At 59.0% G+C, this 26,927-nt stretch carries 27 protein-coding genes; 14 read left to right on the top strand and 13 right to left on the bottom strand.

The annotated features are described in order from the left end of the window. Position 1 precedes the first annotated feature (1 nt). The 9 genes from SK58_RS03355 to acpT are packed head-to-tail and all read left to right on the top strand — an operon-like array spanning position 2 to position 8,079. A complete protein-coding gene (locus SK58_RS03355) occupies positions 2–424 on the top strand; it encodes an acyl-CoA thioesterase (RefSeq protein WP_006812302.1) in 423 nt (140 codons plus the stop codon). Next, positions 421–1,026, top strand: coding sequence for an outer membrane lipoprotein carrier protein LolA (locus SK58_RS03350; RefSeq protein WP_015571489.1), 606 nt, complete (start codon positions 421–423; stop codon positions 1,024–1,026). The genes SK58_RS03355 and SK58_RS03350 overlap by 4 nt, the downstream gene beginning before the upstream one ends. Continuing rightward, positions 995–3,316 (top strand): MMPL family transporter, encoded by a 2,322-nt coding sequence (locus SK58_RS03345; protein WP_023304571.1) that lies wholly within the window; start codon positions 995–997, stop codon positions 3,314–3,316. Before SK58_RS03350 ends, SK58_RS03345 begins: the two co-directional genes overlap by 32 nt. Beyond that, positions 3,313–3,891, top strand: coding sequence for a DUF3261 domain-containing protein (locus SK58_RS03340; RefSeq protein ID WP_032655423.1), 579 nt, complete (start codon positions 3,313–3,315; stop codon positions 3,889–3,891). Before SK58_RS03345 ends, SK58_RS03340 begins: the two co-directional genes overlap by 4 nt. A gap of 1 nt (position 3,892) precedes the next feature. Then, positions 3,893–5,059, top strand: coding sequence for a beta-ketoacyl-[acyl-carrier-protein] synthase family protein (locus tag SK58_RS03335; RefSeq protein ID WP_048219376.1), 1,167 nt, complete (start codon positions 3,893–3,895; stop codon positions 5,057–5,059). After that, positions 5,056–5,532, top strand: a complete 477-nt coding sequence (locus SK58_RS03330) for a hotdog family protein (protein WP_094314641.1) — start codon at positions 5,056–5,058, stop codon at positions 5,530–5,532. Before SK58_RS03335 ends, SK58_RS03330 begins: the two co-directional genes overlap by 4 nt. Continuing rightward, entirely contained in the window at positions 5,526–6,257 is a 732-nt protein-coding gene (locus SK58_RS03325; protein ID WP_026094333.1) for a 3-ketoacyl-ACP reductase FabG2, read from the top strand. Before SK58_RS03330 ends, SK58_RS03325 begins: the two co-directional genes overlap by 7 nt. Beyond that, a complete protein-coding gene (locus SK58_RS03320) occupies positions 6,254–7,483 on the top strand; it encodes a beta-ketoacyl-ACP synthase (RefSeq protein ID WP_048219374.1) in 1,230 nt (409 codons plus the stop codon). Before SK58_RS03325 ends, SK58_RS03320 begins: the two co-directional genes overlap by 4 nt. A gap of 2 nt (positions 7,484–7,485) precedes the next feature. Next, positions 7,486–8,079 (top strand): 4'-phosphopantetheinyl transferase AcpT, encoded by a 594-nt coding sequence (acpT, locus tag SK58_RS03315; RefSeq protein WP_015571496.1) that lies wholly within the window; start codon positions 7,486–7,488, stop codon positions 8,077–8,079. Here acpT and arnF read toward each other — a convergent pair. The 8 genes from arnF to SK58_RS03275 all read right to left on the bottom strand — a co-directional run bounded on the left by arnF (position 8,051) and on the right by SK58_RS03275 (position 16,227). Continuing rightward, positions 8,051–8,434, bottom strand: coding sequence for a 4-amino-4-deoxy-L-arabinose-phosphoundecaprenol flippase subunit ArnF (gene arnF / locus SK58_RS03310; RefSeq protein ID WP_045344692.1), 384 nt, complete (start codon positions 8,432–8,434; stop codon positions 8,051–8,053). The genes acpT and arnF overlap by 29 nt on opposite strands. Then, positions 8,431–8,754 (bottom strand): 4-amino-4-deoxy-L-arabinose-phosphoundecaprenol flippase subunit ArnE, encoded by a 324-nt coding sequence (arnE, locus tag SK58_RS03305; protein ID WP_015571497.1) that lies wholly within the window; start codon positions 8,752–8,754, stop codon positions 8,431–8,433. Before arnE ends, arnF begins: the two co-directional genes overlap by 4 nt. Further along, positions 8,754–10,397 (bottom strand): lipid IV(A) 4-amino-4-deoxy-L-arabinosyltransferase, encoded by a 1,644-nt coding sequence (gene arnT, locus SK58_RS03300; protein ID WP_048219372.1) that lies wholly within the window; start codon positions 10,395–10,397, stop codon positions 8,754–8,756. The genes arnE and arnT overlap by 1 nt, the downstream gene beginning before the upstream one ends. Beyond that, a complete protein-coding gene (gene arnD / locus SK58_RS03295) occupies positions 10,394–11,296 on the bottom strand; it encodes a 4-deoxy-4-formamido-L-arabinose-phosphoundecaprenol deformylase (protein WP_045328548.1) in 903 nt (300 codons plus the stop codon). Before arnD ends, arnT begins: the two co-directional genes overlap by 4 nt. Beyond that, positions 11,293–13,275, bottom strand: a complete 1,983-nt coding sequence (arnA, locus tag SK58_RS03290; protein WP_015571500.1) for a bifunctional UDP-4-amino-4-deoxy-L-arabinose formyltransferase/UDP-glucuronic acid oxidase ArnA — start codon at positions 13,273–13,275, stop codon at positions 11,293–11,295. Before arnA ends, arnD begins: the two co-directional genes overlap by 4 nt. Then, complete coding sequence (arnC, locus tag SK58_RS03285; RefSeq protein WP_045348748.1) at positions 13,272–14,255, bottom strand: undecaprenyl-phosphate 4-deoxy-4-formamido-L-arabinose transferase; 984 nt, start codon at positions 14,253–14,255, stop codon at positions 13,272–13,274. The genes arnA and arnC overlap by 4 nt, the downstream gene beginning before the upstream one ends. A 1-nt stretch (position 14,256) precedes the next feature. Then, the gene (gene arnB / locus SK58_RS03280; RefSeq protein WP_048219369.1) at positions 14,257–15,396 is read right to left on the bottom strand and encodes a UDP-4-amino-4-deoxy-L-arabinose aminotransferase; all 1,140 of its coding nucleotides are present in this window, start codon (positions 15,394–15,396) and stop codon (positions 14,257–14,259) included. Positions 15,397–15,720: 324 nt separating this feature from the next. Next, positions 15,721–16,227 carry a phenolic acid decarboxylase gene (locus SK58_RS03275; RefSeq protein ID WP_048219367.1) on the bottom strand — a complete coding sequence of 169 codons (507 nt, stop codon included), beginning with the start codon at positions 16,225–16,227 and terminating at the stop codon, positions 15,721–15,723. A 99-nt stretch (positions 16,228–16,326) separates the two neighbouring features. Between SK58_RS03275 and SK58_RS03270 the strand changes: the two genes are divergently transcribed. The 3 genes from SK58_RS03270 (at position 16,327) to SK58_RS03260 (ending at position 18,804) form a co-directional block, all read left to right on the top strand. Next, positions 16,327–17,208 carry a LysR family transcriptional regulator gene (locus tag SK58_RS03270; protein ID WP_017384098.1) on the top strand — a complete coding sequence of 294 codons (882 nt, stop codon included), beginning with the start codon at positions 16,327–16,329 and terminating at the stop codon, positions 17,206–17,208. A gap of 32 nt (positions 17,209–17,240) precedes the next feature. Next, positions 17,241–18,035 (top strand): SDR family NAD(P)-dependent oxidoreductase, encoded by a 795-nt coding sequence (locus SK58_RS03265; RefSeq protein ID WP_017384097.1) that lies wholly within the window; start codon positions 17,241–17,243, stop codon positions 18,033–18,035. Positions 18,036–18,141: 106 nt separating this feature from the next. Next, a complete protein-coding gene (locus SK58_RS03260) occupies positions 18,142–18,804 on the top strand; it encodes an HAD family hydrolase (protein WP_003861228.1) in 663 nt (220 codons plus the stop codon). Between the two features lie 60 nt (positions 18,805–18,864). On the opposite strand, the gene SK58_RS03255 is transcribed toward SK58_RS03260, so the two are convergent. Both SK58_RS03255 and SK58_RS03250 read right to left on the bottom strand, forming a co-directional pair. Continuing rightward, positions 18,865–19,890, bottom strand: a complete 1,026-nt coding sequence (locus SK58_RS03255; RefSeq protein ID WP_015571505.1) for a TerC/Alx family metal homeostasis membrane protein — start codon at positions 19,888–19,890, stop codon at positions 18,865–18,867. Positions 19,891–19,977: 87 nt separating this feature from the next. Beyond that, the gene (locus SK58_RS03250) at positions 19,978–21,177 is read right to left on the bottom strand and encodes a BaiN/RdsA family NAD(P)/FAD-dependent oxidoreductase (RefSeq protein ID WP_048219364.1); all 1,200 of its coding nucleotides are present in this window, start codon (positions 21,175–21,177) and stop codon (positions 19,978–19,980) included. A gap of 228 nt (positions 21,178–21,405) precedes the next feature. Here SK58_RS03250 and pitA point away from each other — a divergent pair, with 228 nt between their 5' ends. Next, positions 21,406–22,905: an inorganic phosphate transporter PitA gene (gene pitA, locus SK58_RS03245; protein ID WP_003861225.1), complete on the top strand. Its 1,500-nt coding sequence runs from the start codon at positions 21,406–21,408 to the stop codon at positions 22,903–22,905. 54 nt (positions 22,906–22,959) lie between these two features. Here the strand turns inward: pitA and uspB are convergent, their stop codons facing one another. After that, positions 22,960–23,295 carry a universal stress protein UspB gene (uspB, locus tag SK58_RS03240; RefSeq protein ID WP_003861224.1) on the bottom strand — a complete coding sequence of 112 codons (336 nt, stop codon included), beginning with the start codon at positions 23,293–23,295 and terminating at the stop codon, positions 22,960–22,962. Between the two features lie 283 nt (positions 23,296–23,578). Here uspB and uspA point away from each other — a divergent pair, with 283 nt between their 5' ends. Next, entirely contained in the window at positions 23,579–24,016 is a 438-nt protein-coding gene (uspA, locus tag SK58_RS03235; protein ID WP_003861223.1) for a universal stress protein UspA, read from the top strand. A gap of 91 nt (positions 24,017–24,107) precedes the next feature. Here the strand turns inward: uspA and rsmJ are convergent, their stop codons facing one another. Together rsmJ and prlC are read right to left on the bottom strand one after the other, a co-directional pair. After that, on the bottom strand, positions 24,108–24,860 hold the full coding sequence (gene rsmJ / locus SK58_RS03230) for a 16S rRNA (guanine(1516)-N(2))-methyltransferase RsmJ (protein ID WP_017693818.1): 753 nt from the start codon (positions 24,858–24,860) through the stop codon (positions 24,108–24,110). A 7-nt stretch (positions 24,861–24,867) separates the two neighbouring features. Further along, positions 24,868–26,910 carry an oligopeptidase A gene (gene prlC, locus SK58_RS03225; protein ID WP_048219362.1) on the bottom strand — a complete coding sequence of 681 codons (2,043 nt, stop codon included), beginning with the start codon at positions 26,908–26,910 and terminating at the stop codon, positions 24,868–24,870. Positions 26,911–26,927: the final 17 nt, after the last annotated feature.

Here is a 26,927-nt window from a genome sequence, read left to right as displayed (position 1 = left end):
GGTGCTGACCGATCCCCGCTTTACGGCTGAAGTTGAAATCACCGTTCCGTTCCACGATGTCGATATGATGGGCGTGGTGTGGCACGGCAACTACTTCCGCTACTTTGAGATTGCCCGCGAAGCGCTGCTCAACCAGTTTGATTACGGCTATCGCCAGATGAAAGCGTCCGGCTACGTCTGGCCGGTGGTGGATACCCGGGTGAAATACCGCGACGCGGTGACCTTCGAGCAGCGCATTCGCGTCCGCGCCCACATTGAAGAGGTTGAAAACCGTCTGCGCATCGCCTATCAAATCTTCGACGCGCAAACCGGGAAACGCACCACCACCGGCTACACCATTCAAGTGGCGGTGGAAGAAGCAAGCCGGGAGATGTGCTTTGTCAGCCCGGCCATTCTGTTCGAACGCATGGGGATCGCGCCATGAAATGGATAACGCTACTCGCGCTGCTGGTAAGCCCGCTGGTGAACGCGATCACGCTGGATGAACTGCAACAGCGGTTTGCGGAGCAACCAGTGGTACGCGCACACTTCGAACAGACCCGCACGATCAAGGACATGCCTCAGCCCCTGCGCTCGCAGGGGGAGATGCTGATCGCCCGTGACAATGGCCTGCTGTGGGATCAAAAAGCGCCGTTCCCGATGACGCTGCTGCTGGATGACAAACGGATGGTGCAGATCGTCAACGGTCAGTCGCCGCAGACCATTACCGCCGACACTAACCCGCAGATGTTCCAGTTCAACCATCTGCTGCGGGCGCTGTTCCAGGCCGACCGCAAGGTGCTGGAAGAGAACTTCCGCGTCGATTTCAAAGACCTGGGCGAAGGCCGCTGGTCGCTGGTGCTGACGCCCGTCACCACGCCGCTGGACAAGATTTTCTCCACCCTTGATTTGAAGGGCGCGATCTATCTGGAATCCATTCGCCTGAACGATAAGCAGGGCGACACGACGGATATCGCCCTCTCCCGCCACCAACTGACGCCCGCCCGCCTGACCGATGCAGAACGCCAGCGCTTTGCCGCACCGTAACGCCCTGCGCCCGGCGCTGCTGTGGGCCGCGGTATGCCTGATCCTGCTGGGCGTGCTGCTGTCGCTGCTGCCCGGCGCGCGGCTGAACAGCAGCGTGCTCGCCATGCTGCCGAAACAGACGCTCGGCGCGATCCCTCCCGCTCTCAACGACGGATTTATGCAGCGCCTCGACCGCCAGCTCATCTGGCTGGTCAGCCCCGGCAAACAGCCGGACCCGCGCGTGGCGCAGCAGTGGTTAACCCTGCTGCAACGCAGCCAGGCGCTGAGTGTCGTAAAAGGTCCGCTGGACGCCGCCGGGCAACAGGCCTGGGGAGATTTCTTCTGGCAACACCGCAATGGCCTGGTCGATCCGGCCACCCGCGCCCGCCTGCAAAACGGCGGTCAAGCACAGGCCCAGTGGATCCTGTCCCAGCTCTACTCCGCCTTTTCCGGCGTGAGCGGCAAGGAGCTGCAAAACGATCCGCTGATGCTGATGCGCGGCGCGCAGCTCGCGCTGGCGAAAAACAGCCAAAAGATGCAGCTGATGGACGGCTGGCTGGTGACAAAAGATGCGGCCGGGAACTACTGGTATCTGCTGCACGGCGAGCTGGCGGGCTCATCGTTTGATATGCAGCAAACCCACCAGCTGGTGACCACCCTTAACGCGTTGCAGCAGACGCTGAAAAGCCAGTATCCACAGGCGCAGCTGCTCTCGCGCGGGACGGTGTTCTACAGCGATTACGCCAGCCAACAGGCTAAAAACGATATTTCCACGCTTGGCGTCGCCACGGTGCTCGGGGTGATCCTGCTGATTGTGTCGGTGTTTCGCTCCGTGCGTCCGCTGCTGCTGAGCCTGCTCTCCATTGCCATCGGCGCGCTGGCGGGGACGGTCGTGACGCTGCTGCTGTTCGGTGAACTGCACCTGATGACGCTGGTGATGAGCATGAGCATCATCGGCATCTCGGCGGACTATACGATTTACTACCTCACGGAGCGGATGGTGCACGGCGCGGAACACTCGCCCTGGCAAAGCCTGGCGAAAGTACGTAACGCGCTGCTGCTGGCGCTGCTGACCACCGTCGTGGCGTATCTCTTCATGATGCTGGCCCCCTTCCCCGGCATTCGTCAGATGGCGGTGTTCGCCGCCGCAGGGTTGAGCGCCTCGTGCCTGACGGTAATGTTCTGGCATCCGTGGTTATGTCGGGGCATGCCGGTCCGCCCGGTCCCCCTGAGAGGGATGATGCAGCGCTGGCTGAACGCCTGGCGCGACAGTAAACCCCTCTCTGTCGGGCTGCCGGTAGCGCTGGCGCTGCTCTCCGCCATCGGGATCGCCAGCCTGCGGGTGGATGACGATATCGCCCGGCTTCAGGCGCTGCCGCAGGACATTCTGGCGCAGGAAAAAACCATCACCGCCCTGACCGGGCAAAATGTCGATCAGAAGTGGTTCGTGGTGTACGGCGCGTCGGCTCAGGAAACGCTGGAGCGGCTGGAGGCGTTTACCCCGGCGCTGGCGCAGGCGCAAAAAGCCGGTGAATTAACCCGCTGGCGCACCCTGCCGCTGAACTCGCTGGCGCGGCAGAACAGCGATCTGCATCTTCTGCGTAACGCCGCGCCGACGGTGATGAAAATGCTGCAAAGCACGGGGCTGAAGACCAGTGAACCGAACCTGAACGCCATGCCTGTCAGCGTGGAAGCGTGGCTCGCCAGCCCGGCCAGCGAGGGCTGGCGTTTGCTGTGGCTGACGCTGCCGGACGGCAAAAGCGGTGTGCTGGTCCCGGTCGATGGCGTCAGAAACAGCGCCGCGCTCGGCGAACTGGCCGCCCGCCATCCCGGGGTCGTCTGGGTTGACCGTAAGGCCAGCTTCGACAGCCTGTTTGCGCTCTACCGCTCGCTGCTGACGGGGCTGCTGGGCGTGGCGCTGGCGGTGATTGCCTGCGGCGCGATGCTACGCCTCGGCTGGCGAAAAGGGCTGGTGGCGCTGGTGCCGTCCGTGCTGTCGCTGGGCGGCGGGCTGGCGGCGCTGGCCATGACGGGCCATCCGGTGAACCTGTTTTCCCTGCTGGCGCTGGTGCTGGTCCTCGGCATTGGCATTAACTACACGCTGTTTTTCAGCAACCCGCGCGGCACGCCGCTGACCTCCATGCTGGCGATTACCCTCGCCATGATGACTACCCTGCTGACGCTGGGGATGCTGGTGTTCAGCACCACTCAGGCCATCAGCAGCTTTGGCATTGTGCTGGTGAGCGGTATCTTCACCGCGTTCCTGCTCGCCCCGCTGGCGATGCCGTCTAACAAAGAGAACTTACCATGACCCGTTTCATTCGCCTGGCGGCAGTGATGATGGCCCTGTTGCTGGCGGGGTGTAGCCATACGACGAACCGCGATGACGCGCGCCCTCAGGCCTGGCTCCAGCCCGGCACCCGCGTCACGCTGCCCCCGCCGGGCATCACGCCTGCCATCCGCGCGCAGCAGTTGCTTACCGGCAGTTTTAAAGGCCAGACCCAGTCGCTGCTGGTGATGCTGAACGCCGATGGAAATAAAGTGGCGCTTGCCGGCCTCTCCTCCGTCGGGATCCGCCTGTTCCTCGCCACCTACGACAACACCGGGATCCACACCGAGCAGTCGGTTGTGATGCCGCAGCTGCCGCCCGCCAGCCAGGTGCTGGCCGACGTGATGCTGAGCCACTGGCCGCTCAGCGCCTGGCAGCCGCAGTTGCCGAAAGGCTGGACGCTGAACGATACTGACACCAGACGCGAACTGCGCAACCCCGAGGGCAAGCTGGTCACGGAAATTGTCTACCTGAACCGTAACGGCAGGCGCGAACCGATTAGCATTGTGCAGCACGCTTTTCACTACCACATCACCATTCAATATCTGGGTGACTGAGATGATTTACCTTTCTGCCGTTGGCATGGTCAACGCGCTCGGCAACTCGGCTGATGAAATAGCGGCGAACCTGATCGCTGGTGTGGCCCCCGGGATGCGCCAGCGTGCGGGCTGGCTACAGGGTTTACCCGAGGCCGTGCTGGGGGGCGTGGAGGGTGAACTTCCCCCTGTCCCCGAGTCTTTTTCTGCGCATCGCAGCCGCAACAACCAGCTGCTGCTGGCGGCGCTGGCGCAAATCCGGCCCGCCGTCGATGCGGCCATTGCGCGCGTGGGGCGCGACCGCGTGGCGGTTGTTCTGGGCACCAGCACCTCCGGGCTGGACGAGGGTGATGAGTACGTGCGCCGCGCGCAGAACGGCGAGAGCAGCCCGCAGTGGCAATATCCGCAGCAGGAGCTGGGCGATCCGTCGCGCTTTCTCGCCCGCTGGCTTGCGCTGGACGGCCCGGCGTATACCATCTCAACCGCCTGCTCCTCCAGCGCGCGGGCGATCATCAGCGGTCGGCGCCTGATTGACGCCGGGCTGGTGGACGTCGCCATCGTCGGCGGGGCCGACAGCCTGAGCCGCATGCCGGTCAACGGCTTCAACAGCCTGGAGTCCTTCTCCCCGACCCTGTGCGAACCGTTTGGCCGCCACCGTCGGGGGATCACCATTGGCGAAGCGGCGGCACTGATGGTGCTGACCCGCGAGCCGGGCGAGGTTACGCTCCTGGGCGCGGGGGAATCCAGCGATGCGTACCATATTTCCGCCCCGCATCCGCAGGGCGAAGGGGCGATCCGCGCCATCAACCAGGCGCTGAACGAGGCGGGCATGACGGCGGCGGACGTCGGTTATATCAACCTGCACGGCACCGCCACGCCGCTGAACGATCGCATTGAGGCGCAGGTGATCCACGATCTCTTTGGCGACCGCGTGCCGTGCAGCTCCACGAAACATCTTACCGGCCACACGCTGGGCGCAGCGGGGATCACCGAGGCCGCCCTGAGCTGGCTGATCCTGACCCGAGACCTGCCGCTGCCGCCGCAGGATTTTTCCCGCTACGCACCAGACGACACCCTGCCCGCCTTCGGCCTGCTGCACCAGAGCGCACCGCTGAATAAACCGGCGATCCTGTCAAACTCCTTCGCGTTTGGCGGCAACAACGCCAGCCTTCTGCTGGGGAGGGTATGATGCGCTACTTACCTCCCGGGGATTATCTTCCTCACGACACGCCGATGCTGCTGCTTGAGAGCGTGGAAAACGTCACCGATGACCGCGCCGTTTGCAGCGTGACGGTGAACGATCGGGGCGTTCTGGCTCCGTTCCTGGACGCGGACGGCAACCTGCCTGGCTGGTTTGCGCTGGAGCTGATGGCCCAGACCGTGGGCGTCTGGTCTGAATGGCACCGGATGCAAAAAGGGCTGCCGCACTGTGCGCTGGGCATGGTGCTGGGCGCGCGCGAGCTGGTGTGCGACGCAGGGCATTTTGCCGCAGGCTGCACGCTGACCATCACCATCGAACGTCTGATGCAGGATGAACGCTTTGGCAGCTTCGAGTGCGCCATTCATGCGGATAATGTCTCCCTCGCCACGGGCCGCGTGAACACCTTCCAGCCGAGCGAGGATGAATTAACCACACTTTTCAACCAGGGAACACCATCATGAGATCCGTACTGGTCACCGGCGCCAGCAAAGGCATTGGCCGCGCTATCGCCCTTCAGCTTGCGGCGGACGGTTTCACCGTCGGCGTGCATTACCATCGTGATGAAGCGGGCGCGCAGGAGACGCTGGAAGCGATTGTCCAGGCAGGCGGCGCGGGCCGTTTACTCACCTTCGACGTGGGCAACCGCGAGCAGTGCCGCACGGTGCTGGAACAGGAGATCGCTGACCACGGCGCGTGGTATGGCGTGGTCAGTAACGCCGGTATTACCCGCGACGGTGCTTTTCCGGCGCTCAGCGACGATGACTGGGACAGCGTGATCCACACCAACCTCGACAGTTTTTATAACGTCATTCATCCCTGCATTATGCCGATGATCGGCACCCGCAAGGGCGGGCGGATCATCACCCTGTCGTCGGTGTCAGGCATTATGGGCAACCGTGGGCAGGTGAACTACAGCGCGGCGAAAGCCGGGATCATCGGCGCCACCAAAGCGCTCGCCACCGAGCTGGCAAAACGCAAAATCACCGTCAACTGCATCGCGCCGGGGCTGATCGATACCGGCATGATCGAGATGGACGAAGCCGCACTGCACGCGGCGATGTCGATGATCCCGATGCAGCGTATGGGCCAGGCCGAGGAGGTCGCCGGGCTGGCGAGTTACCTGATGTCGGATAAAGCAGGCTATGTGACGCGTCAGGTGATTTCGATTAACGGAGGCATGCTATGACCCGCCGGGTAGTGATTACGGGCATGGGCGGCGTCACCGCGTTCGGCGAGGACTGGCCGACCATCTCGCGCCGTCTGCGCGAGTATGAAAATGCGGTGCGTACCATGACGGAGTGGCAGGCGTATGACGGCCTGCAAACCCTGCTCGCCGCGCCGATTGAAGATTTCACTCTCCCCGCTCACTATACCCGTAAGCGCATTCGCGCCATGGGCCGGGTGTCGCTGCTCTCTACCCGCGCCACCGAGCTGGCGCTGGAGCAGGCGGGACTGATCGACGACGCGGTGCTGACCAACGGTCAGACCGGCATCGCCTACGGCTCGTCGACCGGCAGCACCGGGCCGGTCAGCGAGTTTGCCTCTATGCTCACCGAAAAGCACACCCACAACATCACCGGCACCACCTACGTGCAGATGATGCCGCACACCACGGCGGTGAATACCGGGCTGTTCTTTGGCCTGCGCGGACGGGTGATCCCCACCTCGAGCGCCTGTACCTCTGGCAGCCAGGCGATTGGCTACGCCTGGGAAGCGATTCGTCACGGCTACCAGACGGTGATGGTGGCAGGCGGCGCGGAAGAGCTGTGCCCGTCGGAAGCGGCGGTTTTCGATACCCTGTTTGCCACAAGCCAGCGTAACGACGCGCCAAAAACCACGCCGTCGCCGTTTGACGTTCAGCGCGATGGCCTGGTGATTGGCGAAGGGGCGGGCACGCTGGTGCTGGAAGAGCTGGATCACGCCAGAGCGCGCGGGGCGACAATCTATGGCGAGATCGTGGGCTTTGCCACCAACTGCGATGCGGCGCACATCACCCAGCCCCAGCGTGAAACCATGCAGGTGTGTATGGCGCAGTCGCTGGCGATGGCGGGCCTTGGCCCTCAGGAGATTGGCTACATTTCTGCCCACGGCACGGCAACCGATCGCGGGGATATCGCCGAAAGTCAGGCGACCGCCGCCATTTTCGACGACAGCGTGCCCATCTCTTCCTTAAAGAGTTATTTCGGCCATACCCTGGGTGCCTGCGGCGCGCTGGAAGCCTTGCTGAGTCTGCACATGATGCGGGAGGGCTGGTTCACGCCAACGCTCAATTTAAGACAACCGGATGAGCAATGCGGCGCTTTAGATTATATTATGGGGGAAACCCGCCCGATTGATTGCGAATTTATTCAGAGCAATAACTTTGCCTTTGGCGGCATCAATACCTCGATAATCATTAAACGCTGGGCGTAACTATGTACCAGTTTGTACTGGGAAAGATCTCCACCCTTAGCGCGGACCCGCTGGCGTCAACGCTCGCAGACATGGCACCTCAGGGTGCACGACACGCTTCCTGGCTTGCAGGCCGGACGCTGCTCGCCAGAACCTTATCCCCCTCACCGCTTCCCGAGATAATTTACGGCGAGCAGGGAAAACCGGCCTTCGCTAACGGCCATCCTCTGTGGTTTAACCTGAGCCACAGCGGGGACGACATTGCCCTGCTGATGAGCGATGAAGGTGAAGTGGGCTGCGATATCGAAGTGATCCGCCCGCGGGAAAACTGGCAGGCGCTGGCGAATGCCGTTTTCAGCCTCACCGAACATGACGAGCTGGAACGTGAAGCGCCGGAAGAGCAGCTTTCCGCATTCTGGCGCATCTGGACGCGCAAAGAGGCGATCGTCAAACAGCGTGGCGGCAGCGCGTGGCAGATTGTCAGTATTGACAGCACCGCCCAGACCCTCCCGGTCAGTCAGCTACGCTTCGGCTCGCTGAGCCTGGCGGTCTGTACCCCTACGCCTTTCACCTTAACGGCGGAAGCGGTTACTTACTCCGGTATTTCTGCGGCATAAAAATGACCAGCACGCCGAGTATAATCAAGCCGACGCCCGCCAGCCCGCGCCAGGAAAAGTGTTCTCCCCAGCCGGGCAGTAAAATTGCAGCACTCCACACCAGGATGTAACTGAGGCTCAGCAAGGCATACGCTTTGCTGAGCGCCATACGATGCAATGCCAGATACCAGCAGCCCATTGAGGCGCAATAGCCTGTCAGCCCCAGCATCAGCGCGCCCGTACCGGGGGCTATATGCCAGAGGGCTGCCCAGAAAGCGTCGCCCATCGGGGGCAGCGTTACCATCGCATGACGCAGCAGCAGCTGCGCCACGCTGACTAACACTACGCTGCATAACGCCCAACACGCACCGTTCACAGGCTTCCTCCCAGCAAAATAACCCCGACGATAATCAACCCGACGCCCAGCCAGTGACGTAGCGGGACAGGCTCATGCCAGACGATTTTTGCCGCCAGCGTTACCCAGACAAAGTTAAGGCTCAGCATGGGGTACGCCACCCCGACGGGCAGATGCTGCAATACCACCAGCCAGGCAACCATCCCGCCACCCAGCATCAGCAGGGCCAGCCCAAGCCACAGGGCGACCTGCTGACCGCCGCCTGCCCGGGTCGCCTGTTTCTGGCACAGTTGACCTGCGCAGCTCAACAGGCTTGCCAGCACCAGCCAGATCCAGGCCATCACTGCGGCAGATATTGCAGGTAAGCCAGACGCCCCTGAATCGTCAGGTTGTCCGGTTTTGGCAGCCCGGCGCGGGCCAGGTCGTCGTTTTTCGACAGCAGGATCACCAGCGACACCGGTCCCTGCTGACGATGCGCTTCAAGCCAGTGCGCGATATCATCTTTGCTCACAAAACGCCCCTTAGCGTCCGGATAATCCAGGCCGTATTTCAGCTCACCGCTCTGCCCATACAAAATGATGTCATTACGCTGAAGCTCCCACGCCAGCCCGGAGGCTATACCAACGTTGTTCGCCAGGACGAATTTACTCATCTGCAATGGCTCGCGAACGGAATCCACCAGCGACTGCGGCTGTTTGGAATCCACTACCCGGTCCGGGATCGCAAAACCCACCAGCAGGGCCAGCCCGGCAGGGCAAAGCGCCGCCAGCCACCAGCGCTGCGGATTTTTAAGGGTAAACCAGCCCACCGAGGCCCAGACCAGAAACGCCACCACGGCACAGAAGACTTTGTACAATTCGACCGGTGTCCAGACCGGATGTTTGGCAAGCCCCCACGGGGATACCACCAGCGCTGCCACCACACCAAGCACACCAAACACGATGTTGATCCCACCGTTAATACGTAACGCTTTTTCGGCGACGGTGCAGACGTAGCGCGCCATCAGGATCGCCAGCGGCGCAAAGCACGGCAGGATATAGGTCGGCAGCTTGCCTTTGGCGATGCTGAAGAACAGCAGCGGCATCACTATCCAGCCCAGCAGATAAAGCCCCGCCCTCTCGTTTTCTCTGTCTCGCCATCCCAGGCGCAGCGAGCCCGGCAGCATCGCCAGCCACGGCAGACTTCCCGCGATGAGGAACGGCAGATAGTACCAGAACGGCGCTTTATGCTGGGCATCGCTCCGGGCAAAGCGCTGGATATGCTCCACCCAGAAGAAGTAACGCCAGAAATCGGGTTCACGCTGAGCAATTGCCAGCCCCCAGGGGAGGACGATAAGTACGCAGCTGAGGATCGCCAGCCAGCCGAAAACCAGCACCTCCTTCCAGCGTCGTTGCGCAATCACCCACGGCAGCACGCCAATCACCGGTACCGCCAGCGCCAGGAAGCCTTTGGTCATGACGCCCATGCCGCAGGCCAGCCCCAGCAGAATGTAGCCCCCCGCTTTTCCGGCTATCGTTTTCGCCTGCGAAGCCAGCCAGAAGCTGCACATAGCCGCCACCAGCCAGAGGGTGATAATGGGATCCAGCACGGCGTAGGTGCCGATGCCATAGACCAGGAACAGGGTTAAGAAGATCAGGCCGGAGAAGATCGCCACCCGCTTATCCTGCCAGAGACGCCAGGCCAGCCAGATCACCAGCAGCGCCGTCAGCCCGGTGCAGAATATCGCCCCCGCACGAACGGCAAAATTGGTGTGTCCAAATAGCCATTGCCCGATGCTGTTCACCCAGTAACCGGCAATGGGTTTTTCAAAGTAACGCAGCCCGAGGAAATGCGGGACCACCCAATCGCCGGAGGCCAGCATTTCGCGGCTGATTTCCGCATAGCGCGTCTCATCTGGCTGCCATAACAGGCGAAGGTTGACCGGAAGGAGGTAGTAAACGACAAACAGGGCGAGAAGCGTCAGGCCATAGCGGGCTGTTTTCATAGTGCCGGGCTCACGGTTTGTTGATAGCCAAGCCAGCCTTCCCGGCCAGCCATTTCACGACGGACGATTTTTCCCAGGGGCAGCGTGCCAGGATCCTCCGGCAACAGCTGGCTTAACGGGCAGAACTGAATGCCCTCCTGCGCCGCCAGCGCAAGCAACGCGTCAAAATCCTGCTGATACGCAATGCCTTCCACTTCGGCATGGATGGTATAAACCGGCGTACCGGCATCGCGGTGCATCGCATCCAGAATGTAACGGTTAAACCTGTCGGCACTCACCTCGCGCCCGACCACTTCATCCCACGTCGGAAGAGTGACCGGAATCTGCACCGTGCCGGTTCGGTTTTCCCCCAGCAGCGGTAAAAACGGTCCGGTGCCCCGGCAATCGCTGTTGTAGCGAAAGGCAAAGCGCTCTTTGGCCTTCACCACGCGCTGGTCGGCCCGCCATCCCGCCACGGCGGAACAGCGCACAGGCTGGCCGGTAAGGGCTTCCAGCTCCAGCACGCCGCGCTCAACCTCACGCGCCAGGCGGGGGATATCCCACACGCCCGCCCAGGCCTGCCAGGCATGGTGATCCCAGGCGTGCAGCCCCACTTCATGATGCTGCGCGGCCTTGCAGATGATCGCTTCATTTTCCGCGCCGATGCGCCTGCCGGGCCATGCGGTTCCGGCCAGCAGGATATCCCAGCCGTAGAGCGATGCCGCGCGCGAGCGCAGCATTTTGAACAGAAAGGCCGGTTTAACCAGACGCCACAGATGACGCCCCATGTTGTCTGGCCCGACGCTGAAGAAAATGCTGGCACGCACGTCGTGCTTGCTCAGCAGTTCCAGCAGCCGCGGCACACCCTCACGCGTGCCGCGAAAGGTGTCGACGTCAATGCGTAAACCGACCTTTTTCATGATGCCTGTTCCGACAGCTCCACGGTGCGCAGGAAGAAGTCGAGCGTTTCATCAATGGTCTGCTCCATCTTCACCGTCGGTGTCCAGTTCAGGCAGCGCTTCGCATTGCGGATGCTCGGCTTGCGGTGCTCAACGTCCTGATAACCCTTGCCGTAGTAGCTGCTGCTCTCCACTTCGCGGAAACCGGCAAACGGCGGGAACTGGCTGCGCAGCGGGTGACGTTCAAAGCTTGCCAGCAGCATTTCCGCCAGCTCGCGGATGCTCGCTTCGTTGTCCGGGTTACCGATGTTGATGATCTCTCCGTTACAGCGGCCGTCTTTGTTTTCGATGATGCGGAACAGCGCTTCAATACCGTCGCTGATATCGGTGAAGCAACGTTTCTGTTTGCCACCTTCAATCAGCTTAATGGGCGAACCTTCCACCAGGTTGAGGATCAGCTGGGTGATAGCGCGGGAGCTGCCGATACGCGCGGCGTTCAGGTTGTCCAGGCGCGGCCCCATCCAGTTAAACGGGCGGAACAGGGTAAAGCGTAGCCCCTCTTTCTCACCGTATGCCCAGATCACGCGGTCCAGCAGCTGTTTGGAGACGGAGTAGATCCAGCGCTGCTTGTTAATCGGCCCGACCACCAGACTGGAGGTGTCTTCATCGAAGTTATTGTCGGTACACATGCCGTACACTTCCGACGTCGACGGGAAGATGATGCGCTTATCGTATTTCACGCAGTCGCGGATAATCTTCAGGTTCTCTTCGAAATCGAGTTCGAACACGCGCAGCGGGTTACGGGTGTATTCAATCGGGGTGGCAATCGCCACCAGCGGCAGCACCACGTCACATTTTTTGATGTGGTACTCGATCCATTCGGAATGGATGCTGATGTCCCCTTCAACGAAGTGGAAACGGGGATTAGTGAGGAATCGACCGATCGCATCGGATCCGATATCGAGACCGTAGATCTCGTAATTGTCGTCTTCCAGCAGCCGTTCGGTCAGATGGTTACCGATAAACCCGTTCACGCCGAGGATTAAGACGCGCGTGCGGCGTTTGATCGCCACCACCGGCGCGCTGGTGATCAGCGCCCCCGCCACCAGCCCAAGAGACTGCGCCAGCTGCGCCCCCTGCACGTACAGCCCGTTATCCGTTTGTCCGGTGACGATCTCCAGCGCCTGCTCGCCGCAGCTCACAATCAGCGGAGAGACGGAGATGACGGTGCCCGGTTTTGCCGCCGGAATGTCCTCACGCACGCGGGATTTCCAGACGATAAATTTACTGACCCCGGCGAAGCTGTACGCGCCCGGCCACGGGTCGGTCACGGCGCGCACCAGGTTATGCAGCTGACGCGCCGGTTTCGCCCAGTCCAGTCGCCCGTCCTCCGGCGTGCGGCGACCAAAACTGCTTGCCTTGCTTTCGTCCTGCGCGGTTTCGGTAAAAGTCCCCTGACGGATCGTCGGCAGCGCGTCGCGAAGCAGGCTTTGCGCGGCGATGCAGAGCTTGTGGTGCAGCTCCAGCGCCGTTTCATCAGCGCCAATGCCCACTTTCAGCTGTGCCACGATACCGCCCGCATCGGCACGGCGTACCATTTTGTGCAGCGTTACGCCGGTTTCCGTTTCACCGTTAACCAGCGCCCAGTTCAGCGGCGCACGGCCACGGTAGGCAGGCAGCAGCGAGCCGTGCAGGTTAAATGCGCCTTTTGTCGCCACGCTCAGGATGTCGTCGCAAAGCAGATTGCGGTAGTAGAAAGAGAAAATCACGTCCGGCGCAAGCTTCTGAATACGATCCACCCACAGCGGATGGTTCACATCGTCCGGGGCGTAAACCGGAATACCGTGTTCAGCCGCAATACGCGCCACCGAGCCGAAGAAGTGGTTTTCCCCGGCAACATCCGGATGGGTGAAGATGGCGGTAATGTCGAAGCCTGCGTCCAGCAAGGCTTGCGTGCCCGTGCAACCCATATCGTGATAGGCAAAGACGACGGTTTTCATGGGTGGTTTTCCTCTTGAGATGCCAGGTGCTCCTGACGGACAACACGTTGAATAAAATAGCGCGGACGCGCGCGAACATCGTTGTAAATACGGCCAATGTACTCACCCAGCAGACCCATACCGATGAACTGGGCGCCAATGAACGTGAACAGCACGGCAAACAGCATAAAGACCCCTTCCGCCGCCCACTGGGGACCAAAGACCAGCCGCAGAACGACCAGCAGAACGGAAAGCGCAAACCCGGCCAGCGCGATAACGCTGCCGAACACGCTCAGCAGGCGCAGCGGCGTGGTGGTCAGGCAGGTGATCAGGTCGTACATCAGGTTGATCAGACGCATAAAGCTGTATTTTGACTCCCCGTGCTCGCGCTCGGCGTGCAGCACCGGGATCTCCGTCGCTTTACGGGCAAAGGTGTTCGCCAGAATCGGAATGAAGGTGCTGCGCTCATGGCAGTGCAGCATGGCGTCGACGATGTGGCGGCGATAGGCGCGCAGCATGCAGCCGTAGTCGCCCATCGCTTTACCGGTGGTGCGCTGGATCAGACGGTTGATGGTGCGAGACGCCAGCTTACGGAACAGGCTGTCCTGGCGGTTTTGCCGCACGGTGCCGACCACGTCGTAGCCTTCGTCGGCTTTGGCGACCAGACGCGGGATCTCTTCCGGCGGGTTTTGCAGATCAGCATCCAGGGTAATCACCAGATCTCCCGTAACGTGGCTGAACCCGGCCATAATTGCCGAGTGCTGGCCGTAGTTACGGTTGAGCAGTACGGCAACAATGTGGCTGCCCTCCGCCTGCGCGGTGTCAGTCAGCATCCGCGCGGAATTGTCGCTGCTGCCGTCGTCCACCAGCAGAATTTCATAAGCTTTGCCGAGCGTCTCGCAGGCGGCAGTCGTGCGGCGGATCAGTTCCGGCAGGCTCTCCTGCTCGTTATAGACCGGGATCACCACGGAAACTTTTTGTACAGGCGGCGCACTGAACATATCAATGTCCTGCAAGCTGATGGAGCGCGGTAATGACGCGGGTTGTGTCGTCATGGGTCATGTCCGGGAAAAGAGGGAGAGAACAAATACGCGCGCTGTTCCATTCAGAGTTCGGAAGCGACACATCAGGGAAACGCTCGCGGTAGTATTTTTGCGTATGTGCCGCACGGAAATGCAGGCCCGTACCGATGCCCTGCTCCTTCAGCGCGGCCATCAGGGCATCACGCGAGAGGCCGCACCGGGCCTCATCCACGCGAATGATAAACAGGTGCCAGGCGTGCAGATGCGGCCAGGACGGAATGCACAGCGGCTGGAAAGGGGTATCCGAGAGTTCAAGCAGGTAGCGGTCGGCAATGTCGCGACGGCGCCTGTTGGCTTCGCCCAGCTTGCCGAGCTGCACCAGCGCCAGCGCGGCGTTGATATCCGCGAGGTTGTATTTAAAACCCGGGGTGATGACCTCGGCCTGCGGCGCGCGGCCATGGGTTTGGCGGTCATAGGCATCAACGCCCAGACCGTGGAATTTCAGGCTACGGATGTTTTGCGCCAGCTGCTCGTCATCCGTCACCACCAGCCCACCTTCGGCGCAGGTCATGTTTTTGATGGCATGGAAGGAGAAAATTGCGGTGCCCCGCCAGCCCACATGACGGCTGTGGTAGTACGTTCCGGCGGCATGGGCCGCGTCTTCAATGACAGGAATACCGTGACGTTCACCGACGGCGCGGATGGCGTCAATATCGCACGGCGCACCCGCATAATGAACCGGCACAATGGCTTTGGTGCGAGGCGTAACGGCGGCGTCGACCGCTTCAGGCGTCACCATCAGCGTGTCTCTGTCGACGTCGATCATCACCGGTATGGCACCCAGCAGCACGATCATATTCAGCGTCGATACCCAGGTCAGGGAGGGCGTAATCACCTCATCGCCGGGACCAATCCCCATCGCCATCAGGGTGACGTGCATCCCCGCCGTGGCAGAGGAGACGGCAATCGCATGACGGTTTCCCGTCAGCGTACAGAACGCCTCTTCAAGCATCTGATTTTTCGGCCCGGTGGTGATCCAGCCGGAGGTTAATACCTCCTGTACCGCGGCGATTTCCTCCGCGCCCATTGAGGGCCGGGAAAAAGGCAAAAAATCACGCATTATTAATTTCCTTGAGTTATGCATGGCAACTTTTTGATATTAACCAAATGCCGATGCGTTTATTTCAACGAACCATAAACTCATCTCAAGGTAACGTTCATTTCTTAGGGAAAAATTAAGATGGTGATAAAAAGGAGGAATGAATTGATATAAATTTATTATTAAACAATAGGTTAAGTAATTATGAATTATTTATTATGTGATTCCGCTCACCGTATTAAAGTCAATTATCTAAACCAAACATCAACAAATAAAAAAATCCCCGACCATTTCCAATAAATATGAAATGAGTCGGGAACTTTTCTTTTTAGTTAATTGTCGCGCTTATTTTAAATTATCAGGAAAGTTTTTTGGCAACTCGCTGGCCGCGCACGCAATAACGCTGTCGTCATTCGCACCGCAGTCGCGCACGAAGGTGATGGTGGCAAATTCATCAATCACTTCGGTTGGATACGCTGGCCCGGCATCACGGTAGCTATTCATCAGTGGAATGTGATCGTTCTGGAAGCAGACGGTTTTTTCCGGATTATTCATGACCCAGCGCGGGAAGAAGATGGTGCCGTGGAACAGGCTGTCTTCCAGGTTCACGATCAGGCTCACGTCGGTACCGGTTGGCTCCGTCCAGGAAATTTTATAGATGCTCTCCCCAACGCGAACAATGTAGGCCTGCTGATCTTTCACCCAACGGTTGCCCACCAGGCCGCTGTGAATACGGTAGTCCAGGGTGTTTTCGTTTTTAACGTAAATTTCGTAATTCCAGCCATTATCGTAGGTATATACCAGATGTTTGCCGACGAAGCCGCTTAAATCATGTTTATCGAAGGTGCTCATACGATGTCTCCTTTGTTTTGATGAGACGATCGTACCCCTTCAAAAAATGAATAAATAACGCTATGTTTGAATCAAATTCATCCAAAATTTAGATTAATTATGCACAAGACGACGCTCGAACAGTGGGCCTTGCTGGAGAGAGTCATCGAGGCTGGCAGCTTCGCTAAGGCGGCGGAAGAGACCCACCGCAGCCAGTCCTCGGTCAGCTATAACCTGTCGCTGTTGCAGGAGCGGCTGGGCGTGGCGCTCCTGATGACAGAGGGACGGCGTGCCGTGCTGACACCGGCGGGTGAGCTGTTGCTGAATCAGGTTAAACCGCTGCTGAAAGCCTTCGCCTATGTTGAAACGCGCGCTGCGACCCTGCGCAGCGGGATGCGAACCCGTATCGACCTGATGGTAGACAGTATTTTTCCGCGCAGCCGGCTGTTCGCGATTTTGCGCCAGTTTCAGCAGCTGTACCCGCAAACGCAGGTGCGGCTTACCGAGGTGCTGGAAAACAGCCGCGCGGATGCGCTCAATGATGAAGCCGACGTGATGGTCTTAACCCGCCGCCAGGACATTACCGGCCTGGGGGAATGGCTGATGAATATCGATTTTGTTGCCGTCGCGCATCACGCTCACCCGCTGTTTGCGCTGGATACACCGCTTAACGACGAGATGCTACGACCGTGGCCGCGCATTCAGATCGCAGACAGCCAGCCCACCGCTCACCCCACCGGGGAGTCGTGGACCTTCTCCACCATCGATGCCGCGATCGAAGCGGTGATGTATCAGGTTGGATACGGCTGGTTACCGGAAGAACGCATTCAGACCCCGCTCCAGCAAGGCATCCTTAAAACGCTGCCGCTCAGCCACGGCGTACGTCGCGCCACGCCGCTGCACCTCATCGTCAAACGCACCCTCAGCCCGCTGGACGAGCAGGTTGAGACGCTGTTGCGCCTTTTTAAACAGGAGCCGTCATCGTCAACTGCTACGCTTTAAGTTTTGAACCATAAGATGACAAGGAGCGAATGATGAAAATTGATTTAACGGGGAAAGTAGCGCTGGTGACCGCGTCCACCGGCGGTATTGGGTTTGCCATCGCCCGCGGGCTGGCGGAGAGCGGTGCGGAAGTGATCGTGAACGGGCGCAGCGTCGACTCGGTGAACAAAGGCATTCAGGCGCTACAGCAGGTGGTGCCGGGCGTACAGGTCCGTGCCGCCATAGCCGATCTAAGCTCGCAGGAGGGCGTTGACGAACTGCTCAGGGTCGCCTCGCACGTCGATATTCTGGTGAATAACGCCGGGATCTATGGCCAGCAGGATTTTTATTCCACCGACGACGAGACCTGGGAACGCTACTGGCAGACCAACGTGATGTCCGGCGTGCGCCTCTCCCGTGCCCTGCTGCCCGGCATGGTACAAAAGGGCTGGGGTCGGGTAGTGTTTATCTCGTCAGAATCGGCCTGCAATATTCCTGCGGATATGATCCACTATGGCGTGACAAAAACCGCCCAGCTCTCGCTGGCGCGCGGTCTGGCGAAGTTCGTGGCAGGCAGTGGCGTGACGGTGAACAGCGTGCTGCCGGGCCCGACAATGTCGGACGGTTTTGCCGCGATGATGAAAGACGAGATCGAAAGAACCGGTAAATCGCTGGAACAGCTGGCGAAAGAGTTCGTGATGGCGAATCGCCCCAGCTCGGTGATCCAGCGCGCCGCCACGGTGGAAGAAGTGGCAAATATGGTGGTATATGTCTGTTCCATGCAGGCCTCCGCGACTTCCGGCGCGGCGCTGCGCGTTGACGGCGGCGTGGTGGATGACATTGTTTGACCCGTCAGGCCACAGGTTCAGGAAAAAATGCGACCTGATATAAGGACTGTGAAGGTAAAGCAGGTAAACTAGTGAACAGAATGTGTATTTCAGCTAAGACGTATTTATGACCAATATGATTGCCGACGAAGCCGTGGCGAAGTCCAGCGTGCTCTCTGTCTTTGACTTTGATGGTACGTTGACGCACCACGACAGTTTTATCCCGTTCCTGCGCTTTGCCTTTGGCAAGCGCTACTTTGCTGGCCGACTGGTGCGCATGGCCCTGCCTACGCTGCACTGTGTGCGCCGCAAGCTGACGCGAGATGAGCTGAAAGAGGTGTTGATCAAAACCTTCCTGACGGGGGTGGATGAGCACTGGTTACGTCAGCAGGCGGAAGCCTTCTGTGAAAAATACTGGAACAAGCTGATGCGCCCGGAAGGTGTGCTGGCCGTCGCCAACGAGGTCAATTCCGGTGCGGAAGTGACGATTTGCTCTGCTTCCCCGGCGCTGGTATTGCAGCCGTGGGCCGATAAGCTCGGCATTAAGCTGATTGGCACGCAGCTGGAAGTGAAAGACGGCAAGCTGACCGGGCGGATCACCGGCCACAACTGCCGTTGTGCCCAGAAGGTAGCGAGGCTGGAGAAGGTGTATGGGGATTTGAACGCGTATCACCTGCGCGCCTGGGGCGACACGCGTGGCGACCACGAGTTGCTGGCGGCGGCGCAGGATCCGCACTGGCGGCATTTTCATCATCCGAGCAAGCGCCGAAATTCACCAATTAAGGGTTAGGTGCGGCCCGGTGCCCTCACCCCGGCCCTCTCCCACAGGGAGAGGGAGAAAAGCGGTACATCAGGCCTCACGTTTTCCCGGGAACATCACGCTCGCAATAATCCCCAGCGCCAGTACCCCCAGCACCACAAACAGGCTTGCCGTGGCGCCGATGTTATAACCGTGATGCCAGAAGTGGTCGGTCGCATTCAGCCCCAGCTTGAACGCCACGAAGAACAGCAGTAACACTACCGCTTTCTCCAGATGCACCAGATACTGCTTCAGCGCTTCCAGCACGAAGTAGAGGGTACGCAGGCCGAGGATCGCGAACATCATTGCGCTGTAGATGATCAGCGGCTCACGGCTGACGGCAATGATTGCGGGTACGGAATCGAAGGCGAACATCACGTCGGACAGCTCCACCACCGCGACGCAGAGCAGCAGCGGCGTCGCGTAGCGCTTCGCCTTCTTCACGCGGCCTACCATCACATCCTTGTTTTCAGGTTTCTCCAGTTCGGCATCCACCTCTTTCTGGGTCAGGATAAACGCATGGCTGCTGATTTTTGGCCACACCGGGTAGAAGCGTTTCACCAGGCGGTACGCCAGATGGTTGGAGTAATCTTCTACTTCATCGCTCTCTTCATTGCGTTTCAGCATCATCACCGCCGTCCAGCCGACGACCAGCGCAAAAATGACCTCAACATACGGTCCCAGGCTCAGCAGGCTGGTGCCAATGGCAACAAAAATACCACGGAACACAATCGCCCCGAGCACGCCCCAGTAGAGCACGCGGTGACGATATCTATCCGGCACGCCGAACCAGGCGAAGATCGCCATCATCACAAACAGGTTGTCGACGGAGAGCACCTCTTCCAGCGCATAGCCGGTCAGGAACAGACTGGCCATCTCCGCGCCGTGGTGCACGTATAAGAATCCGGCGAAGGCCATCGCCATCATGACCCAGAAGATGGACCACATGACCGCGCTTTTCAGCGAGATCGGTTTATCGTGACGGTGCATGAAGAGGTCGATAAACATCGCCCCAACGGCCATCACCACGAAGACAACAACGGTTTCCGTCGGGAAACCGAGATGAGCAGCAGACATAGACAACCCTTTTAAGAAGACAAAACACCATGCACACAATAAAAAGCGTGGACCCGATAAGGACGCAGCACGCTAAAAAAATAAATATTAACCGTTCTTTTCAGCGAGTGCCTGCGCGCATGCCCAGGCACTGGCCCACGCCCACTGGAAGTTATACCCGCCGAGCCAGCCGGTCACGTCCATCACTTCACCAATGAAATAAAGACCCGGCACGTTGCGGGCTTCCATCGTGCGGGATGATAGTTCGTTTGTATCCACGCCGCCCAGCGTCACTTCCGCCGTGCGGTAACCTTCGGTGCCGTTTGGCTGTACGCGCCAGTTCGTCAGCGTCTCCACCAGCGTTTCCTGCTCGCGGCTGTTGAGCTGCTTGAGCGCGACATCCGGAATTTGCCCTAACACCTGCAAGCACTCCACGAGACGCTTCGGCAGCTGCATCGCCAGGGTATTTTTCAGGCTTTGATTCGGGTGCGCGGCGCGTTGCTCGTTGAGGAAGGCGTCCAGATCGCAGTCCGGCACCAGGTTTACGGAGACAAACTCCCCCGGCTGCCAGTAGCTGGAGATCTGCAATACCGCCGGGCCCGAGAGTCCGCGATGGGTAAAGAGCAGATTTTCGCGGAACACCGTGCCGTCTTCGGCCGTAATGACCGACGGCACAGACACGCCGGAGAGCGTCTGAAGCTGTTCCAGCAGGGGCTTATGCAGCGTGAACGGTACCAGCCCGGCGCGGGTGGGCAGTACCTTCAGGCCAAACTGCTCGGCGATTTTATAGCCGAACGGTGAGGCGCCCAGACCCGGCATCGAGAGGCCGCCGCTGGCGATCACCAGGTTATCGGCGCTGACGGTTTCACCGTTGAGTTGCAGCGTGTAGCCCTCCTCGTCACGGGCGACGTCCAGCACTTCGGTGCGCAGGCGCATAACTACGCCGCCTTTTTCGCACTCGGCCACCAGCATATCGACAATTTGCTGCGCGGAGTCGTCGCAGAACAGCTGCCCCAGCGTCTTCTCATGCCACGCGATACCGTGTTTACCCACCAGCTCGATAAAATCCCACTGGGTGTAGCGCGCCAGCGCAGATTTGCAAAAATGACGGTTCTGGCTCAAATAGGCCGCAGGCTCGACAAAAAGATTAGTAAAGTTGCATCGCCCGCCGCCAGACATCAGGATCTTGCGGCCAGGCTTTTTTCCGTTATCCAGCAGCAGCACGCGACGACCCGCTTGTCCGGCCATCGCCGCACAAAACATACCCGCCGCACCGGCGCCAATTACTACGGCATCAAACCTTTCCACGTCAAAATCCTCTTCGTTAACTGCCGCGGATTGTAAAGTTTCCTCAGTGGTCGCACCAGCGTAAAAAGATATTACAAAGCCATTTCATTGATATTTAAAGATTATCCTTTCAGGCACATTTCTCAAATCAGGTGGTATGTCAAAAAAAGTCTATATTTCACTTTGCCCGTTGCGCATTTGTCCTGGATAATGCGCCGCGTTCATGTCCTCAAAATGGCGTAACGTCCTATGCTACATTTGTTTGCCGGCCTGGATTTACATACCGGGCTTTTATTATTGCTTGCTCTGGTTTTTGTGCTGTTTTACGAAGCGATCAACGGCTTCCACGACACTGCAAACGCAGTAGCAACGGTTATCTACACTCGCGCAATGCGATCGCAGCTTGCGGTCGTGATGGCGGCGGTATTTAACTTTTTTGGTGTCCTCCTGGGCGGACTGAGCGTTGCGTATGCCATTGTGCATATGCTGCCAACGGATCTGCTGCTTAACGTGAGTTCCGGTCATGGCCTGGCCATGGTGTTCTCAATGCTGCTTGCTGCGATTATCTGGAACCTCGGTACCTGGTATTTCGGCCTGCCGGCATCCAGCTCTCACACCCTCATCGGCGCGATTATCGGTATCGGGTTAACCAATGCCCTGATGACCGGGACCTCCGTCGTTGATGCGCTGAATATCCCGAAAGTTCTCGGTATTTTCGGCTCTCTGATCATCTCCCCTATCGTCGGTCTGGTGGTGGCGGGTGGCTTGATTTTCATCCTGCGTCGCTACTGGAGCAACACGAAAAAACGTGCGCGTATCCATCTGACGCCAGCAGAGCGTGAGAAGAAAGACGGCAAGAAAAAGCCGCCGTTCTGGACGCGTATCGCGCTGATCATTTCCGCTATTGGCGTCGCCTTCTCTCATGGCGCGAACGATGGTCAGAAAGGTATCGGCCTGGTGATGCTGGTTCTGATTGGCGTCGCACCGGCGGGCTTCGTGGTTAACATGAACGCCTCCGGTTACGAAATCACCCGTACCCGTGATGCGGTGAACAACGTTGAGACTTACTTCCAGCAGCATCCTGATTTGCTGAAGAAAGCGACCGGCGTGGACCAGCTGATTCCTTCTCCGGAGTCAGGCGCAACGACGGCACCGGGCGAGTTCCATTGCCATCCGGCAAACGCGATTAACGCGCTGGAACGTGCGAAAGGCATGCTGGCCGATATCGAAAGCTATGACAAACTGGCTGTTGAACAGCGTGGTCAACTGCGTCGCATCATGCTCTGTATCTCCGACGTGACCGATAAAGTCGCGAAGCTGCCAGAGGTTAATGCTGACGACCAACGTCTGCTGAAGAAACTGAAAGGCGATATGCTCAACACCATTGAGTACGCGCCAATCTGGATCATCATGGCGGTCGCACTGGCGCTGGGTATCGGTACGATGATTGGCTGGCGTCGTGTGGCGACCACCATCGGTGAGAAGATCGGTAAGAAAGGCATGACCTATGCGCAGGGTATGTCCGCGCAGATGACGGCAGCGGTATCTATCGGTCTGGCGAGCTACACCGGTATGCCAGTCTCCACCACCCACGTACTCTCTTCGTCCGTGGCAGGTACCATGATTGTTGACGGCGGCGGTTTGCAGCGTAAAACCGTGACCAACATTCTGATGGCCTGGGTGTTCACCCTCCCGGCGTCCATCCTGCTGTCTGGCGGTCTGTACTGGATTTCGCTGAAGCTGATTTAATCGGCTGAAGGCGACAAAAAAGCGGGTCAGGAAACTGGCCCGCTTTTTTTATGCTCAGTGCCAAATCATCAGCGCAATCATACTCACCACAACCAGGCCACACAGGGCGCTGGTCAAAATGAACTGACGACGCAGGCGCTCGCAGCGACGGATAAACTCTTCATCGTGGTGATCGCGGTAGCGTTGGTAGTAGATATACCCCACCAGACGCATCTGCTTGCTGGGCTGTCCGTGCGAGGTGAAGAACCCTCCACCGTCCACATACTGATAAAGCAACGGATCGCAACCACGAAGTACCACTAACAGCGCACGTAACGATGAGAAGTAGCGCGCCATATTCACTATGCAAACCACGCATAACGCCCAAAACAATGCGACGGTGCTAATCATACATCCTCCCCGGCGTCCGCCCACGAAGCAAGGCTCCTGAGCTACCGCACCCCAATGCCCTGACAGACAGTTCAGTGAAAGAATGACCAAAAGTCGATCCGGTTCGCGTTTTAATATCCGAACGGCTCATTAAATAGTGTAGGAGATCCGTTAATTTTTTTGCCACAAGGTTAATCGTTATCAACACCAAAGCTTGAAAAATATGTTTAACTGGGCCGTAATGAAAGCATCAGACGACGGCTTTCCCATTTAGTCATCGATAACTTAAGGAAGGAGTAACACTATGGCTTACAAACACATTCTCATCGCGGTAGACCTCTCCCCGGAGAGTAAAGTGCTGGTTGATAAAGCAGTATCCATGGCACGTCCCTACAACGCGAAAGTTTCGCTGATTCACGTTGATGTGAATTACTCCGACCTCTACACCGGTCTGATCGACGTGAATCTCGGCGATATGCAGAAACGCATCTCCGAAGAGACTCACCACGCGCTGAGCGAGCTTTCTACCAACGCGGGCTATCCAATCACTGAAACCTTAAGCGGTAGCGGCGATCTGGGCCAGGTGCTGGTTGATGCGATTAAGAAATACGATATGGACCTGGTGGTATGCGGTCATCACCAGGACTTCTGGAGCAAGCTGATGTCTTCCGCGCGCCAGCTGATTAACACCGTACACGTGGATATGCTGATTGTTCCACTGCGTGACGAAGAAGACGAGTAAGTGCAAAAAAGCCCGGTGGCGCTAACGCTTACCGGGCCTACAAGCGGCACTGAATGTAGGCCGGGTAAGGCGAAGCCGCCACCCGGCTTTTTTATTCTGGCGTTCCCGAATAAATATCAAATCGGTGTCCTTTGGTGGTCACCGCGTTAGTGGTCGCAACGTCCGCCAGCGGCGGCGCATAGTCCGGCCGCTTCACCACCACCCGCTTCGTCGCCAGCTGACGAGCCGGCTCCAGCAGGCCATCGGCATCTAAATCTGGCCCCACCAGAGACTGAAACACCCGCATCTCTTTCTTCACCAGCGCGCTTTTCTGCTTATGCGGGAACATGGGGTCGAGATAGACCACCTGCGGGCGCGGGGTGATATCGGTCAGCGCCGTCAGGCTGGAGGCATGAATAAGTTGCAAACGTTCCTGTAACCACGGGCCGATTTCCGGGTCCGCGTAGCCCCGCGTCAGCCCGTCGTCGAGCAGCGCGGCGACAACTGGATTACGCTCCAGCATCCGCACCCGACAGCCGACAGACGCCAGCACAAAGGCATCGCGCCCCAGCCCCGCCGTGGCATCCACCACGTCCGGCAGATAGCTGCCTTTAATGCCGACCGCTTTGGCCACCGCTTCACCGCGACCGCCGCCAAACTTACGCCGGTGCGCCATCGCGCCGCCGACAAAATCGACAAAAATCCCGCCAAGCTTTGGCTCATCGAGCTTGCGCAGCTCCAGATGTTCCGGCGTCATCACCAGCGCCATCAGGTTGTCTTCATCATGTTCCAGCCCCCAGCGGGCCGCCAGAACAGATAAGGCGCCGTCCCCGGCGCCTGTTTCATCTACTAAGCAGATCTTCACGTAGCAATCAGCCTTTGATTCCGTAATGCTCCAGCATCGCATCCAGCTGCGGCTCGCGGCCACGGAAGCGTTTGAACAGCTCCATAGGCTCTTCTGAACCGCCGCGCGTCAGGATGTTATCAAGGAACGACTGACCGGTTTCGCGGTTGAAAATCCCCTCTTCTTCGAAGCGCGAGAAGGCATCCGCCGCCAGCACGTCGGCCCACAGGTAGCTGTAGTAGCCTGCGGCGTACCCGCCTGCGAAGATATGGCTGAACGCGTGCGGGAAGCGTCCCCAGGTCGGGCCTGGAATAACCGCGACCTGCTTTTTAATCTCAGCCAGGGTTTCGAGGATTTTCGCCCCCTGCTCCGGGCTGAACTCGGCGTGCAGGCGGAAGTCGAACAGGCCGAACTCCAGCTGACGCAGGATAAACATCGCCGCCTGGTAGTTTTTCGCCGCCAGCATTTTATCCAGCAGTTCCTTCGGCAGCGGTTCGCCCGTTTCGTAATGACCGGAGATAAACGCCAGCGCGTCCGGCTCCCAGCACCAGTTTTCCATAAACTGGCTTGGCAGCTCGACCGCATCCCATGGCACACCGCTGATACCGGCGACGCCAGCGGTTTCGATGCGGGTCAGCATGTGGTGCAGGCCGTGACCGAACTCATGGAACAGGGTGATCACTTCATCGTGGGTAAACAGCGCAGGTTTGCCGTTCACCGGACGGTTGAAGTTACAGGTCAGGTAGGCGACCGGTTTTTGCAGGGAACCATCCGCTTTACGCATCTGGCCCACGCAGTCGTCCATCCACGCCCCGCCACGTTTGTTTTCACGCGCGTAAAGATCCAGATAGAAGCTGCCGCGCAGCTCGTTTTTCTCGTCATACAGCTCAAAGAAGCGCACGTCCGGATGCCAGACGTCGATATCGGTACGCTCTTTCGCGGTAATGCCGTAGATGCGTTTCACCACCTCGAACAGGCCGTTAACGGCTTTGTTTTCCGGGAAGTACGGACGCAGCTGTTCGTCGCTGATGCTGTAGAGGTGCTGTTTCTGTTTTTCGCTGTAGTATGCGATATCCCACGGCTGAAGCTCGTCCACGCCGAACTCCGCTTTCGCAAAGGCGCGCAGCTGAGCCAGTTCTTTTTCACCCTGAGGACGGGCGCGTTTCGCCAGATCGGTCAGGAAGTCGAGCACCTGCTGTGGGTTCTCGGCCATTTTGGTGGCGAGGGATTTATCCGCGTAGCTGTCGAAGCCCAGCAGCTGTGCCAGCTCGTGGCGCAGGGCGAGGATCTCCGCCATCACCGGGCTGTTATCCCATTTGCCCGCATTCGGCCCCTGATCGGAGGCGCGGGTGCTGTAGGCGCGGTACATCTCTTCGCGCAGGGCCTGGTTGTCGCAGTAGGTCATCACCGGCAGATAGCTTGGGATATCCAGCGTTAACAGGAAGCCTTCCTGCTCTTTCGCTTCGGCCTGGGCTTTTGCCGCCGCCAGCGCGCTTTCCGGCATACCCGCCAGTTCAGATTCATCGGTAATCAGCTTCGTCCAGCCCATGGTGGCGTCGAGGACGTTGTTGCTGTACTGGTTGCCCAGCTCGGACAGGCGCGCGGCGATTTCGCCGTAGCGAACCTGTTTTTCTTTTGGCAGGCCAATCCCGGACAGTTCGAAATCACGCAGGGCGTTATCGACCGATTTTTTCTGCGCCGTGTTCAGTTCGGCATAGTGGTCGCCGTCGCGCAGGTCGCGGTAGGCTTTGTAGAGCCCCTCATGCTGACCGACCCAGGTGCTGTACTCAGAGAGCAGCGGCAGGGTCTGTTCGTAGGCCTCACGCAGCTCCGGGCTGTTTTTCACCGAGTTCAGGTGACTCACCGGGGAGAAGATACGCCCCAGCACGTCGTCCACTTCGGCCAGCGGCTGACACAGATTTTCCCAGGTGTACGGCACGCCCTGCGCGACCACGTTTTCTACCGCCGCACGGCAGTTGTTCAGCGACTGGGTAACGGCCGGAACCACATGCTCAGGGAGGATTTTAGAAAACGGTGGCAACGAAAAAGGCGTCAGTAATGGATTGGTCATAAACGCTGTCCTGTTGA

This window comes from Enterobacter sp. BIDMC93, assembly GCF_001037805.1.
GTDB lineage: Bacteria > Pseudomonadota > Gammaproteobacteria > Enterobacterales > Enterobacteriaceae > Enterobacter > Enterobacter hormaechei_C.
This window is presented reverse-complemented; position numbering and strand designations above follow the sequence as displayed.

What these genes read in the sequence shown, in the direction of transcription:
- SK58_RS03350 (WP_015571489.1), top strand. Translation starts at nt 421, where the DNA reads ATGAAATGGATAACGCTACTCGCGCTGCTGGTAAGCCCGCTGGTGAAC.
- SK58_RS03345 (WP_023304571.1), top strand. Translation starts at nt 995, where the DNA reads ATGCAGAACGCCAGCGCTTTGCCGCACCGTAACGCCCTGCGCCCGGCG.
- SK58_RS03340 (WP_032655423.1), top strand. Translation starts at nt 3,313, where the DNA reads ATGACCCGTTTCATTCGCCTGGCGGCAGTGATGATGGCCCTGTTGCTG.
- SK58_RS03335 (WP_048219376.1), top strand. Translation starts at nt 3,893, where the DNA reads ATGATTTACCTTTCTGCCGTTGGCATGGTCAACGCGCTCGGCAACTCG.
- SK58_RS03330 (WP_094314641.1), top strand. Translation starts at nt 5,056, where the DNA reads ATGATGCGCTACTTACCTCCCGGGGATTATCTTCCTCACGACACGCCG.
- SK58_RS03320 (WP_048219374.1), top strand. Translation starts at nt 6,254, where the DNA reads ATGACCCGCCGGGTAGTGATTACGGGCATGGGCGGCGTCACCGCGTTC.
- acpT (WP_015571496.1), top strand. Translation starts at nt 7,486, where the DNA reads ATGTACCAGTTTGTACTGGGAAAGATCTCCACCCTTAGCGCGGACCCG.
- arnE (WP_015571497.1), bottom strand. Translation starts at nt 8,754, where the DNA reads ATGGCCTGGATCTGGCTGGTGCTGGCAAGCCTGTTGAGCTGCGCAGGT.
- arnT (WP_048219372.1), bottom strand. Translation starts at nt 10,397, where the DNA reads ATGAAAACAGCCCGCTATGGCCTGACGCTTCTCGCCCTGTTTGTCGTT.
- arnD (WP_045328548.1), bottom strand. Translation starts at nt 11,296, where the DNA reads ATGAAAAAGGTCGGTTTACGCATTGACGTCGACACCTTTCGCGGCACG.
- arnA (WP_015571500.1), bottom strand. Translation starts at nt 13,275, where the DNA reads ATGAAAACCGTCGTCTTTGCCTATCACGATATGGGTTGCACGGGCACG.
- arnC (WP_045348748.1), bottom strand. Translation starts at nt 14,255, where the DNA reads ATGTTCAGTGCGCCGCCTGTACAAAAAGTTTCCGTGGTGATCCCGGTC.
- arnB (WP_048219369.1), bottom strand. Translation starts at nt 15,396, where the DNA reads ATGCGTGATTTTTTGCCTTTTTCCCGGCCCTCAATGGGCGCGGAGGAA.
- SK58_RS03275 (WP_048219367.1), bottom strand. Translation starts at nt 16,227, where the DNA reads ATGAGCACCTTCGATAAACATGATTTAAGCGGCTTCGTCGGCAAACAT.
- SK58_RS03270 (WP_017384098.1), top strand. Translation starts at nt 16,327, where the DNA reads ATGCACAAGACGACGCTCGAACAGTGGGCCTTGCTGGAGAGAGTCATC.
- SK58_RS03265 (WP_017384097.1), top strand. Translation starts at nt 17,241, where the DNA reads ATGAAAATTGATTTAACGGGGAAAGTAGCGCTGGTGACCGCGTCCACC.
- SK58_RS03260 (WP_003861228.1), top strand. Translation starts at nt 18,142, where the DNA reads ATGACCAATATGATTGCCGACGAAGCCGTGGCGAAGTCCAGCGTGCTC.
- SK58_RS03255 (WP_015571505.1), bottom strand. Translation starts at nt 19,890, where the DNA reads ATGTCTGCTGCTCATCTCGGTTTCCCGACGGAAACCGTTGTTGTCTTC.
- pitA (WP_003861225.1), top strand. Translation starts at nt 21,406, where the DNA reads ATGCTACATTTGTTTGCCGGCCTGGATTTACATACCGGGCTTTTATTA.
- uspB (WP_003861224.1), bottom strand. Translation starts at nt 23,295, where the DNA reads ATGATTAGCACCGTCGCATTGTTTTGGGCGTTATGCGTGGTTTGCATA.
- uspA (WP_003861223.1), top strand. Translation starts at nt 23,579, where the DNA reads ATGGCTTACAAACACATTCTCATCGCGGTAGACCTCTCCCCGGAGAGT.
- prlC (WP_048219362.1), bottom strand. Translation starts at nt 26,910, where the DNA reads ATGACCAATCCATTACTGACGCCTTTTTCGTTGCCACCGTTTTCTAAA.